Annotated in this window: 10 protein-coding genes; all 10 read left to right on the top strand. The window is 60.7% G+C overall.

The window, feature by feature from the left end; genetic code table 11:
* The first annotated feature begins 16 nt into the window (after nucleotides 1–16).
* Complete coding sequence (locus tag V6R85_RS18745) at nucleotides 17–1,003, top strand: ABC transporter permease (protein ID WP_003505682.1); 987 nt, start codon at nucleotides 17–19, stop codon at nucleotides 1,001–1,003.
* Nucleotides 1,004–1,012: 9 nt separating this feature from the next.
* The gene (locus tag V6R85_RS18740) at nucleotides 1,013–2,137 is read left to right on the top strand and encodes an ABC transporter permease (RefSeq protein ID WP_020810964.1); all 1,125 of its coding nucleotides are present in this window, start codon (nucleotides 1,013–1,015) and stop codon (nucleotides 2,135–2,137) included.
* A 7-nt stretch (nucleotides 2,138–2,144) separates the two neighbouring features.
* The gene (locus V6R85_RS18735; RefSeq protein ID WP_162690408.1) at nucleotides 2,145–3,869 is read left to right on the top strand and encodes an ABC transporter ATP-binding protein; all 1,725 of its coding nucleotides are present in this window, start codon (nucleotides 2,145–2,147) and stop codon (nucleotides 3,867–3,869) included.
* Nucleotides 3,870–3,912: 43 nt separating this feature from the next.
* A complete protein-coding gene (locus V6R85_RS18730) occupies nucleotides 3,913–5,100 on the top strand; it encodes a galactarate dehydratase (RefSeq protein ID WP_336377117.1) in 1,188 nt (395 codons plus the stop codon).
* The gene (locus V6R85_RS18725; RefSeq protein ID WP_107676768.1) at nucleotides 5,087–5,953 is read left to right on the top strand and encodes an aldose epimerase family protein; all 867 of its coding nucleotides are present in this window, start codon (nucleotides 5,087–5,089) and stop codon (nucleotides 5,951–5,953) included. Before V6R85_RS18730 ends, V6R85_RS18725 begins: the two co-directional genes overlap by 14 nt.
* A gap of 136 nt (nucleotides 5,954–6,089) precedes the next feature.
* Nucleotides 6,090–6,890 (top strand): FadR/GntR family transcriptional regulator, encoded by an 801-nt coding sequence (locus V6R85_RS18720; RefSeq protein ID WP_080867391.1) that lies wholly within the window; start codon nucleotides 6,090–6,092, stop codon nucleotides 6,888–6,890.
* A gap of 78 nt (nucleotides 6,891–6,968) precedes the next feature.
* Nucleotides 6,969–8,477 carry an ABC transporter substrate-binding protein gene (locus V6R85_RS18715; protein WP_031234031.1) on the top strand — a complete coding sequence of 503 codons (1,509 nt, stop codon included), beginning with the start codon at nucleotides 6,969–6,971 and terminating at the stop codon, nucleotides 8,475–8,477.
* A gap of 66 nt (nucleotides 8,478–8,543) precedes the next feature.
* A complete protein-coding gene (locus V6R85_RS18710) occupies nucleotides 8,544–9,491 on the top strand; it encodes an ABC transporter permease (protein WP_080864422.1) in 948 nt (315 codons plus the stop codon).
* Nucleotides 9,492–9,502: 11 nt separating this feature from the next.
* Nucleotides 9,503–10,375 (top strand): ABC transporter permease, encoded by an 873-nt coding sequence (locus V6R85_RS18705; RefSeq protein ID WP_003505690.1) that lies wholly within the window; start codon nucleotides 9,503–9,505, stop codon nucleotides 10,373–10,375.
* A gap of 21 nt (nucleotides 10,376–10,396) precedes the next feature.
* Entirely contained in the window at nucleotides 10,397–12,181 is a 1,785-nt protein-coding gene (locus V6R85_RS18700) for a gamma-glutamyltransferase family protein (protein ID WP_111791433.1), read from the top strand.
* Nucleotides 12,182–12,185 lie beyond the last annotated feature (4 nt).

Below are 12,185 nucleotides of genomic sequence, written 5' to 3'. Positions count from 1 at the left end.
TGATTGCGAGAGCGACATGCTGCTTTTTATCGTAAAACGCCTGCTGTGGATGATACCGTCCCTGTTTGCCGTCAGTTTCCTTGCCTTTGTCCTGATCCAGCTGCCGCCCGGTGACTATGTGACGACCTATATCGCCACACTGGCTGCCTCCAACGAGGTCATCGACCACAATACCGCGGCGCAGCTGCGTGAACGTTTCGGCCTCGATGATCCCATGATCGTGCAATATCTGAAATGGATATGGGGCATCATCAGCCGTGGCGATTTCGGCATCTCGTTCGAATGGCAGCAGCCGGTTTCGGGCCTCATCTGGGAGCGTATGGCGCTGACGCTGGTTCTGGCCATCGCAAGCCTTCTCGCCACCTGGGCCATCGCACTTCCGATCGGCGTCTTCTCCGCCGTGCGCAAATATTCGATCGGCGATTATCTCTTCACCGCCTTTTCCTTCTTCGGCCTTTCCATACCCTCGTTCCTGCTGGCGCTGGTGCTGATGTATGTGGCTGCGGTGGAGTTCGGGGCCGATGTCGGCGGGCTGTTTTCAGCTGAATATGAAACGGCCTCCTGGAGCATCGCCAAGATGGTTGACCTTATGGCTCATATCTGGCTGCCGGTCGCCATTCTTGCCGTGTCTTCCACCGCAAGCCTCATCCGCGTCATGCGCGCCAACATGCTGGACGAATTGCCCAAGCCCTATGTGACCACGGCGCGGGCGAAAGGCTTGTCCGAGTTCAAGCTGCTGACGAAATACCCGCTCAGAATTGCGCTCAACCCGTTCATTTCCACCATCGCATGGCTTTTGCCCAACCTCATTTCGGGCTCCGTGGTGGTCGCCATCGTGCTCAATCTGCCGACGGCCGCACCCCTGCTTCTGCAGTCGCTGATGGCGCAGGACATGTATCTCGCCGGCGCTTTCGTGCTTCTGATCTGCGCGCTGACGCTGATCGGATCGCTTATCAGCGACATCCTGCTTGCGCTGGTCGATCCGCGCATCCGTCTCGAATAGGAGGGCGCCATGAGCGATATCACCATTACCACCAATGCCCGGCAGGACCGCGCCGCCGTCGCCTCGCAGTGGCAGCTCATCTGGTGGGCATTCAAGCGCCACAAGCTGGCCATGGCCGCCCTGTTCATCACCGTTGCCATGTATATCGTTGCGCTGGTGCCCGGCTTCTTCGCCATCAACGATCCGGTGCTGCAGAACGCCCGCGCCACCTTCCATCCGCCGCAGCGCGTCCATTTCGTCGATACGACCGAGGGTTTCTCGCTCGGGATGCATTATTATCCGCTGAAGCTGACCCGTAACCCCGAAACGCTGGCTGCCGTGTTCGTGGAAGATACGGCCAAGAAAATACCGATTCAGCTTTTTGGCAGGGGTTACGAATATTCCGTATTCGGCCTGTTCAACACGAATATCCACCTGCTGGCTTCCACCGACAAGACGCGCCCGCTTTTCCTGTTCGGCGCGGACCGCCTCGGACGCGATGTCTTTAGCCGCGTGGTGCAGGGTGCGCAGGTTTCCCTGTCGATCGGTCTCGTCGGCGTGTTTTTCTCGCTGCTGCTCGGCGTCGTCCTGGGCGGTATCTCCGGTTATTATGGCGGCCGCATCGATTTCGTCATGCAGCGCGTGATCGATTTCGTGCTGTCGCTGCCCACCATTCCCATCTGGCTGGCGCTGGCCGCCGCCCTGCCGCAGGGCTGGCCTGCCACGCTTCAATACATGATGATCACCATCATCCTGTCCCTGACCGGCTGGGCGCAGCTTGCCCGCGTCGTGCGCGGCCGGTTCCTGTCGCTCCGAACCGAAGAATTCGTGGCCGCGGCGCGGCTGGATGGCGTGCCGGAAGGGCGCATCATCTTTCGCCATATGCTGCCGAGTTTTTCGAGCCATATCATCGCCTCGGTCACGCTTGCGGTTCCGGCGATGATCCTTGCGGAAACCTCGCTCTCATTCCTCGGTCTCGGTCTCCAGCCGCCGACGATTTCCTGGGGCGTGCTGCTTCGCGAGGCGCAGAACATCCGCTCGATCGCAACCGCGCCATGGCTGTTCCTGCCGGGCGTCGCTGTTGTCATTGCCGTCATGGCGCTCAATCTGCTCGGTGACGGCCTGCGCGATGCAGCCGATCCCTATAATAAGTGAGGTCCTGATGAGCGACATTCTCTCCATGAAGCCCGCCAGGCCACTGCTCGAAGTCCGCAATCTCGTGACCGAATTTCCGGTCCGAAACGGCGTCTTCCGGGCGGTCAACGATCTGTCTTTTTCCATCGATCCCGGCAAGACCCTCTGCGTCGTCGGCGAAAGCGGCTCCGGCAAATCCGTCACCGCCCGCTCGATCCTGCAGATCATCGACACCCCCGGCCGCATTGCGACCGGGTCGATCATCCTCAACCGCGCCGATGGCACGTCACTCGATCTGGCAAAGCTCGATCCGCGCAGCCGGGCCATCCGCTCGGTGCGCGGCGCTGATATCGCGATGATTTTTCAGGAGCCGATGTCGTCGCTTTCACCCGTGCATACGGTGGGTGATCAGATCACCGAGGTCCTGCGTCTGCATCTGAAAATGAGCAAGGCACAGGCGCGGGCCGAGGCCATCGAGCTGCTGCGGCAGGTGGAAATTCCCAATCCCGAAAAGGCGCTGGATCGTTACGCTTTCCAATATTCGGGCGGCATGCGCCAGCGTGCGATGATCGCCATGGCGCTGGCCTGCAAACCGCAACTGTTGATCGCCGACGAACCGACGACGGCGCTTGACGTCACCACACAGGCCGAAATACTCGACCTGATATCGCGGCTGCAAAAGGCGCATGGCATGGCGGTGCTGTTCATCACCCATGATATGGGCGTGGTGGCGCAGATCGCCGATGACGTGCTGGTCATGCATCATGGCGTCGCCAAGGAATATGGCACCGTTGAGCAGATATTCCACAGCCCGCAGGATCCCTATACCCGCATGCTGATCGGCTCCGTGCTGAAGCTGGAGCAGAAGGCGGAAATCCGGCTTGCGCGGCCTCCACTCGATCTAACGGCTGCGCCGGTGCTCGAAGTGAACGACCTTTCCATGCACTTCGGTGAAATGAAGGCGCTGGATGGCGTGTCGATCAAGCTTCTCCCGGGCGAGACGCTTGGCATCGTCGGCGAAAGCGGCTCCGGCAAGACAACGATGGGCCGCTCCATCATGCGTCTTTACGATCCGACCGGCGGCGAGATGCGTTATCGCCGGGCGGATGGCACGGTGGTCGACTTGGCCAAAATCGAAGGTGCCGAACTGAAAGCCGCGCGGCGTGAGTTGCGTATGGTTTTCCAGGACCCTTTCGGCTCGCTCAATCCGCGCATGACGGTGGCGCAGGTCATCGGCGAGCCGTTGCTGGTCAACGGCATTGCCAGGGGCAAGGAACTGGATGAACGCGTCTGCGCCCTGATGGAGCAGGTGGGTCTCGACCCGGCCGGGCGTGAACGTTACCCGCACGCCTTTTCCGGCGGACAGCGCCAGCGCATCGGGATTGCCCGCGCCATCACGCTGAAACCCCGCATCATCGTTGCGGATGAGGCGACGTCAGCGCTTGATGTTTCGGTGCGGTTCCAGGTGCTGGATCTGCTGATGCGCCTGCAGGACGAGCTTGGTCTCGCCTATATCTTCATCAGCCATGACATCGGCGTTATCAGATACATGTGCGACCGTGTCGGGGTGATGTATCGCGGCAAGCTTGTCGAAGTGGGAGACGCCGAAAAGGTCTGCAACGCGCCCGACCATCCCTATACGCAGGCGCTTCTTTCCGCCATTCCGCGCCCGGACCCGCGGGACCGGGACCGCACCCGCAGGTTCCGCTACGTCGAACCGCCAGAGATCAAAAACGGGATCGCCGCCCGATAGTGTTGCGCCCGTTGCGCGCTGCAATTCATGAGGAAGACTAAGCATGAAAATCGATCGCATGCGGGTATTCGTCACCCGCGACAAGGACCGCCCCCGCGTCATCGTCGCTCTCGATACGGATGACGGTTTGACCGGCTGGGGCGAATGTTACAATCACGGCCCCGATCTCGCCTTGCCGCCGGTGCTGGATTACCTCTATGGCTTCCTCGCCGGACAGGACCCGACGCGGGTCGAATATCTCTACAATCTCCTTCTCCAGCAGAACCGTTTTCCGCCCGGCGCGCTCGGTCTGTCAGCAATATCTGCGCTTGATCATTGCCTGTGGGACCTTGCCGCCAAGGCAGCGGGCGTGCCTGTTTACAAGCTGCTGGGCGGCGAAGTGCGCGACCGCATCAAGGTCTATGCCGGCGTCTACACGGCACCGGATGCGCCGGCGGCAAAGGAAGAGTTCGACCGCCTCAACGAGGGCTGGGGCTTCACGGCCTTCAAGCTTAGCCCGTGGCGCGTGGATATCCATGCCCACCGCTGGGGTGAGGTGGTGCGCAGTTCCGCCGACTATTTCCGCTCGCTTCGCGAGACCGTGCGGTCTGACTACGACATCGCCTTTGACGCCCATGCCAAGATTTTTGAACCCGCCGCCGCCCGCCAGCTTGGCAATGCGCTTGCGCCTTACGATCCGCTGTTTTTCGAAGAGCCTTTGCGTCCCGAAAACATCGAGATGTGGGGAGACCTGAAGCAGGGGCTGAACTGCACGCTGGCAACAGGCGAAAGTCTCTATAATCGCAATGAGTTCCTGCGTCTTCTTCAAGTAAAGGGTGCAGACATCATTCAGCCTGACATCTGCGTCGTCGGCGGCATTTCCGAAATGCGCCGCATCGCCACGCTTGCGGAAGCCCATTTCGTCAGCATTGCGCCGCATAACCCGATGGGGCCGCTCGCTACCGCCGTCAACGTGCATTTCTCCGCCGCCCAGCAGAATTTCCGTATTCTCGAATACCGGCTGCCGAAAGGGCAATGTTATGTCTATGGCGGCACCGATCTTGAAAAACGCGAGGATGAAACCCGCTATGTCGTCGACCCCTATCTGCCGAAGGACGGATATCTGGAACTGAGGCCGGATCGTCCCGGCTGGGGGGTGGAGATGGATGAAAAAGCCATGCAGGAAGACGGTTACATTCAATGGCAGAGACGGGTGCCGAAACGGCCTGACGGCTCCTATGCCTTTGCCTGAAACGATCGCGATTGCCTGCGGGCGGCTCTCTGCCCGCCTGCGTCCCGCATGGGGCGGCAGGATGACCTATCTGCACCACGCGGACTACGGTGATATTCTGGCGCCAGCAACCGGGGAGGATTTCCAGCCGTTCAACTGGCCGCGCGCCGGCGCCTATCCGCTGTTTCCTTACCACAATAGGCTCTATGGGAGCTCGTTCGTTCATGCGGGCATCCGCCATGAGCTTTCTCCCCATCCGGCCCTTGCGCCTGATGCCATGCATGGACCTGCGCACCGGCGAGCCTGGGAGATTTCCGGTCTGGCTTCGGATCGGGCGGGGCTGGTACTCCACTATGAGGCTGACGGGGAATGGCCTTTTTCCTTCCGCGCTGAACAGTCTTTTCTGCTCGAAGACGCCGGCCTCACCGTGGACCTGTCGATCACCAATCTGGCGGACGTACCCGCGCCGATGGCGCTGGGCTGGCATCCCTATCTGGCTGCCGGATTTGGCTGCGAAGCGCGCACGGATGCAAGGCTGGAATATCCGCTGGACCCGCAGAACGTGCCGACCGGCCAAGCAGCCGTACTTCGCCAGACGACCGTCATTCCCGCAGCGACGGGATACACGGAGCATTATACAGGTTGGTCTAATGCGCATGTCCAGTTTGACGGGTTTTCACTGCTGATCGAGGCCGATCCCGTTTTCGGTCATCTGGCTGTCCACCGCATGGACAGCTATCTTTGCCTCGAGCCCGTTTCCATGGCCGCCGGAGCGCTCGGCTTGCCGGAGGCGCAGCGGGAAGCGCTTGGCGTCAGGATCGTTGCGTCCGGCGAACATCTATCGGGGCGAATCCGGCTTTCCGTCGGGCCTTGAGGGAGGCAGGGCGCGCGCGAACGCCATGCCCCTGCGTCCTATCTCCACAGTCAAAAAAACGCCACATGCCCATATTTTGAGCGTCAGAAATTGTCGCTCAAAAATGCGCTTGACGTCGGCGAAAATTTCTCACCAAATGAACCAATACAAGATTGGTTCAAGCAAATGGTGCGGTGTGGCAGCAGGCCCTAACGACAATTCCAACTACGCGCTGGCGCGGTTGCGTGAATATATTCAGGCGAATCATCTCGTCAGGGATGGCCGTCTGCCGACGGAACGGGCCTTTGCGGAGACTTTTAACGTCGGCCGTCGGTCGATCCGCCGCGCGCTGGAGGTTCTGGAAGCCGAAGGCCTCATCTGGCGGCGGCAGGGGGCCGGAACCTTTGTGGGTGAAAAACCTGATGATTGGTCCGCCCAGGTCACGGAATTGGTCGCCGGTACGGATTTCATGGAAATCATGGAGGTGCGCCTGCGCATCGAACCGCAGCTGGCGCAGCTAGCGGCGATGCGCGCCAAGCCGGCCGAGGTGGAGCGCATGCGGGCGCTGGTGGAAAAGACCGGCCAGAGCACGGATGCAGATGCCAAGGAATTGTGGGATGGCTCGCTCCATCGCCAGATCGCCCAGAGTGCCGGCAACAAGCTGTTTCTCTCGATTTTCGATGTCATCAATCGTGTCCGCCAGGATGATGCCTGGCAGTCGATACGGGAACTCGCCCGGCGCAGCGGAACAAATGTGAGGGCGTCTTTCGAACAGCACATGGCCATTGTCGACGCCATCGCCGATCGCGATCCAGCGCGTGCCGGTGAAGCCATGCGCCAGCATCTTCTCATGCATCAGGAAAGGCTGATCCGCGCCACCTCGCTCGGCTTTCTGGAAGAGGGATCCGGGGAGGGCAATACGGCCGGCGCCGATAATTCGCTGACCGAGGCTTCTTAAGGCCACGGATGAAAACTGTCGCCCCGTCAGGGGCGGCCAATGACAAAAAGTCAAAATAACCAGACCAGAGGAACGAACATGAAGAAAATCCAGACATTGACTGCTGCGCTGTTGGCGAGCGCATTCCTGACCACGCCGGCGCTATCCTCCGAATTGCGCATCGGCCTGAACGACGATGCTGATGTGCTCGATCCAGCACAGTCGCGCACCTTCGTCGGCCGCATCGTCTACACCGCCATGTGCGACAAGCTGGTGGATATCTCGCAGGACATGAAGATCGTGCCCCAGCTTGCCACCGAATGGGCCTGGTCCGAAGGCGGCAAGGTTCTGACGATGAAGATCCGTGATGGCGTGAAATTCCACGATGGTGAGAAGCTCGATGCAGCTGCTGTCGTCGCCACTATCGAGCGCAACATGACGCTGCCGGAATCCCGCCGCAAGAGCGAGCTATCGTCCGTCGAGAAGGTCGAGGCGACAGGGCCGCTGGAAGTCAAATTTACGCTGAAGACGCCTGACGTCACCCTGCTGGCGCAGCTTTCCGACCGCGCCGGCATGATCGTCGCGCCGAAAGCGGCCAAGGAACTGGGTGCGAATTTCGGCTCCAAGCCGGTCTGCGCCGGGCCGTTCAAATTCGTCGAGCGCATCCAGCAGGATCGCATCGTGCTCGAGAAGTTCGCGGATTATTGGGACAAGGACAAGGTCCTCGTTGATAAGATCGTCTATCTGCCGATCCCCGACACCACCGTGAAGCTTGCGAACCTTCGCGCAGGCGACCTCGATATCGCCGAGCGCATCTCGGCTTCCGATGCGGAATCCGTCAGGAACGACCCCAAACTGACCTATGCCGATGTCATCGGACCGGGTTACATGGCCATGTATGTCAACATGAACAATGGCGCGCGTGCGGACAATCCGCTCGGCAAGGACAAGCGCCTGCGCCAGGCATTCTCCTATGCGATCGACCGAGAGGCGATCGGCCAGATCGTCTTCGAAGGGACGTCAAAGGGCGGCAATCAGGCTTTCCCACCCTCAAGCCCCTGGTTCAACCAGAACCTGCCGGTGCCGCCGCGCGATATCGACAAGGCCAAGCAGTTGATGAAGGAGGCGGGTTACGAGACGCTCGATGTCGAGCTTCAGCACGCCAACAACACCACGCAGACGCAGATGATGCAGGTCATCCAGTCCATGGCGGCCGAGGCTGGCTTCAACGTCACCCTGAAGGCCACCGAATTTGCCACACTCCTGTCCGAGCAGACCGCCGGCAATTACCAGCTCAGCCGTTCAGACTGGTCGGGACGTATCGATCCCGATGGCAACCTGCATCAGTTCGTCACCTGCAAGGGCGGCATCAACGATGTGAAATATTGCAATCCCGAGGTCGACAAGCTGCTGAACGAGGCCCGCGCCTCGACCGAAGATGCAGTCCGCAAGGAAAAATATGATGCCGCAAGCGTCATCCTCAACGACGACATGCCGATCATCTATCTCGGCCACCAGCCCTATGCCTATGCCATTTCCAGCAAGGTCAAGGGCTGGGCGCCGTCGCCTGACGGTATGATCCGCCTTCTCGGCGTTTCCAAGGATTGACCGTTTCGCATAGGCCGCACGGCTTGCCGTGCGGCCCCCAGACCGGACACAAACGGGGGCAATGCCATGCCTGTTTATATCGGCAAGCGACTGCTGGTCGCGATCCCGACGCTTCTCATCATTTCCATCTTCGTTTTCTCGCTGCAGAAACTCCTGCCGGGGGATCCGGTTCTCGCCATGGCGGGTGAGGAGCGCGATCCCGCGACGATCGAATTCCTGCGGGAGAAATATCGCCTCAACGACCCCGTGCCGCTGCAATATATCAACTGGCTGGGCGGCGTGATGACCGGCGATTTCGGTATTTCGCTGCGGTCCAACCAGCCGGTGCTGGAACTGATCGGCCAGAAGCTGCCGGTCACCATTCAGCTGGCTGTCATGGCGATGTTCTTCGCCATGGTGATCGGCATCCCCATCGGCATTCTGGCCGCCGTCAAGAAGAATACCTGGATCGATTACACCGCCAATATCGTTGCGCTTTCCGGCCTGTCGATCCCGAATTTCTGGCTCGGCATCATGCTGATCCTGCTGGTCTCGGTAAAACTCGGCTGGTTGCCGGCATCCGGTTATGAATCGATCTTCGTGGACCCTGTCCGTTCCATCGAAACGATGATCATGCCCGCCTTCGTGCTGGGCAATGCGCTTGCGGCAACGCTGATGCGGCACACGAGGTCTGCGATGGTTGCGGTCTTGAGTTCGGACTATATCCGAACCGCCCGCGCCAAGGGACTTTCGCCGCGCGAGATCATCCTGTCGCACAGTTTCCGCAATGCGCTTCTTCCCGTCATCACGCTGCTGGCGCTGCTCTTCGGGGAGCTGCTGGCCGGTGCGGTTCTGACGGAGCAGATATTCACCATTCCCGGTTTCGGCAAGATGACGGTCGATGCGGTTTTCACCCGTGACTATGCCGTCGTGCAGGGCATCGTTTTATGCACCGCCGTCGGTTTCATCCTCATGAACCTGCTGGCCGACATTGCCTATGTCCTGCTTAACCCCCGCCTCAGGGCGACGATCTGAGGCCTGATATCATGACCGTTCTCGATCAAAATCTATCCGTACCGGCGACACGGCAGGAAAGCCGCGCCTGGAAAAAAATGAAGCGCAACAAATCGGCGCTTGTCGGCATGATCATCGTGCTGTTTTTCGCCGTACTTGCCATCGCCGCGCCGATCCTGCCGATTGCCGATCCGGTTGCGACCAGCTGGTCAGCCATCCGCAAGGCGCCGTCGGCGGCGCACTGGCTCGGCACCGACGATCTCGGCCGAGACATCCTTTCCCGCATGATCTATGGCGCCCGCGCCTCGCTGATGGCCGGCGTCGTCTCGGTGATGATCGCGGTTGTGATCGGCGTGCCCTTTGGCCTGATTTCAGGTTATTTCGGCGGCTGGGTGGATATGGTCATCTCCCGCATCACCGAAGCGCTGCTCGCCATGCCCTTCCTGATCATGGCAATCGCGCTCGCCGCCTTTCTCGGCCCGAGCCTTACCAATGCGATGATCGCCATCGGCCTTTCCGCCATGCCGATCTTCGTGCGGCTGACGCGCGGACAGGTGCTTGCCGTCAAGATGGAGGACTATGTCGAGGGGGCGAGGTCCATCGGCCTCAACCACATCGACATCATGACGCGTTACATCCTGCCGAATGTCTTTGCCCCCATCATCGTGCAGGCGACGCTGACGGTGGCGACCGCCATCATTGCGGAGGCGAGCCTTTCCTTCCTCGGTCTCGGCCAGCAGGCGCCGGCCCCATCCTGGGGTTCGATGCTGAATACCGCGAAGAATTTCCTGAGCCAGGCGCCGTGGATGACGATGTGGCCCGGCATCGCCATCTTCCTCGTCGTCATCGGTTTCAATCTTCTCGGCGACGGCCTGCGCGACGCGCTCGATCCGCGCGAAGCATGATTTTTTACAAGGAATATCGGAATGAATGAATTCACCACACGCCCTGAAATCCTTGGCACCTTCGGCGTCGTCACCTCGACGCACTGGATCGCATCGGCCGTTGGCATGGCGATCCTCGAAAAGGGCGGCAATGCTTTTGATGCCGCCGTGGCCACCGGTTTCGTCCTGCAGATTGTCGAGCCGCATTTGTGTGGCCCGGGCGGAGATATGCCCGCGGTGTTTTATTCCAAGCAGAAGGACAAGGTGGAAGTCATCTGCGCACAGGGCCCGGCCCCGAGTGGTGCCACGATTGAACATTACACTTCGGAAGGCCTGAAGCTGATCCCCGGCGACGGGCTGCTCGCAACCGTCATACCCGGCGCCTTCGACGGCTGGATGCTGATGCTGCGCGACTATGGCACGATGAGCGTGCGCGAAGTGCTGGAACCCGCAATCTATTATGCCGAGCACGGGCATCCGACGTTGCCGCGTGTCTCCGCCACCATCAAGGGGCTGGCCGATTTCTTCGAGAAGGAATGGCCGACATCCCATAAGACATGGCTGCCAGGCGGCGCGGCACCCGAACCTCACGCCAGTTTCCGCAACCCGGTTCTCGCCGCCACCTATCAGCGGATCGTCACTGAAGCCGAAGCGCGCTCCGGCCGCGAAAACCAGATCGAGGCGGCGCGCGATGCCTTCTATCGGGGTTTCGTAGCGGAAGCCATCGACAGTTACGTAAAGACCGCAGAGGTGATGGATGCCAGCGGCGCAAGGCACAAGGGCGTGCTGACGGCGCAGGATATGGCGGACTGGAGCGCGACCGTCGAAGCGCCGCAGACGTTCGACTATCAAGACTGGACGATTGCCAAGACGCCCGCCTGGGGGCAGGGTCCGGTTCTCTTGCAATCGCTTGCGCTGCTGAAGGGCTTCGATATTGCGGCCATGGAGCCGTCCGGTCCCGATTTTATCCACACCATCGTCGAAGCCATGAAGCTCGCTTATGCCGATCGCGAGGTCTATTATGGCGACCCTGAATTCGGCCAGATACCGACTGAATATCTTCTCTCCGAAGGTTACAATGCCGGACGCCGCACGCTGATCGGCAGCGAGGCGTCGCTGGAACTGCGTCCGGGCACCGTGCCGGGTTACGAAAAGCAGGTGGATGCCACCATAGCCATGCTGGCCGAAATGAGCGGCACCGGCACCGTCTACGAGCCGACCATGTCGCATCTGACGGAAAAGCGCGGAGACACGGTCCATATCGACGTCATCGACCGCTGGGGCAACATGGTCTCCACTACGCCTTCGGGCGGCTGGCTGCAATCCTCGCCCATCGTGCCGGGTCTCGGTTTCGCGCTCAATTCCCGCGCCCAGATGTTCTGGCTGAAGGAGGGGCTGCCGACCTCGCTTGCGCCGGGCAAGCGCCCGCGCACGACGCTGACGCCCTCGCTTGCGCTGCATCAGGGCCGTCCCGCCATGGTCTTCGGTACGCCGGGCGGCGACCAGCAGGACCAGTGGCAACTACCCTTCTTCCTGCGTTATGCCCATCACGGCAAGAACCTGCAGGCCGCGATAGATATGCCGTTGTTCCACACCGCGCATTTTCCGGGCTCGTTTTATCCGCGCACCAGCTCGCCGGGGGAAATCACCGTGGAAAGCACCGTGGGTGAAGCGACCTTACAGGAGCTTCGCCGTCGCGGACACCGTGTCACGGTTGCCGATGCATGGTCCGTCGGGAGGCTCACCGCCGCGCGGCGGGATGCGGACGGCCTCTTGCGCGCCGCCGCAACCCCGCGGCTGATGCAGGCCTATGCGGTAGGGCGGTAAGACC

It is taken from the genome of Agrobacterium sp. CCNWLW32 (assembly GCF_037083425.1).
GTDB lineage: Bacteria > Pseudomonadota > Alphaproteobacteria > Rhizobiales > Rhizobiaceae > Agrobacterium > Agrobacterium radiobacter.
The sequence above is the reverse complement of the archived record's forward strand: the minus strand, read 5'-3'. Positions and strand labels throughout refer to the sequence as shown.

Excerpts from the sequence above, each read along its gene's own strand:
- V6R85_RS18720 (WP_080867391.1), top strand. The coding sequence starts at position 6,090 with ATGAACCAATACAAGATTGGTTCAAGCAAATGGTGCGGTGTGGCAGCA.
- V6R85_RS18715 (WP_031234031.1), top strand. The coding sequence starts at position 6,969 with ATGAAGAAAATCCAGACATTGACTGCTGCGCTGTTGGCGAGCGCATTC.
- V6R85_RS18730 (WP_336377117.1), top strand. The coding sequence starts at position 3,913 with ATGAAAATCGATCGCATGCGGGTATTCGTCACCCGCGACAAGGACCGC.
- V6R85_RS18725 (WP_107676768.1), top strand. The coding sequence starts at position 5,087 with ATGCCTTTGCCTGAAACGATCGCGATTGCCTGCGGGCGGCTCTCTGCC.
- V6R85_RS18700 (WP_111791433.1), top strand. The coding sequence starts at position 10,397 with ATGAATGAATTCACCACACGCCCTGAAATCCTTGGCACCTTCGGCGTC.
- V6R85_RS18735 (WP_162690408.1), top strand. The coding sequence starts at position 2,145 with ATGAGCGACATTCTCTCCATGAAGCCCGCCAGGCCACTGCTCGAAGTC.
- V6R85_RS18710 (WP_080864422.1), top strand. The coding sequence starts at position 8,544 with ATGCCTGTTTATATCGGCAAGCGACTGCTGGTCGCGATCCCGACGCTT.
- V6R85_RS18705 (WP_003505690.1), top strand. The coding sequence starts at position 9,503 with ATGACCGTTCTCGATCAAAATCTATCCGTACCGGCGACACGGCAGGAA.
- V6R85_RS18745 (WP_003505682.1), top strand. The coding sequence starts at position 17 with ATGCTGCTTTTTATCGTAAAACGCCTGCTGTGGATGATACCGTCCCTG.
- V6R85_RS18740 (WP_020810964.1), top strand. The coding sequence starts at position 1,013 with ATGAGCGATATCACCATTACCACCAATGCCCGGCAGGACCGCGCCGCC.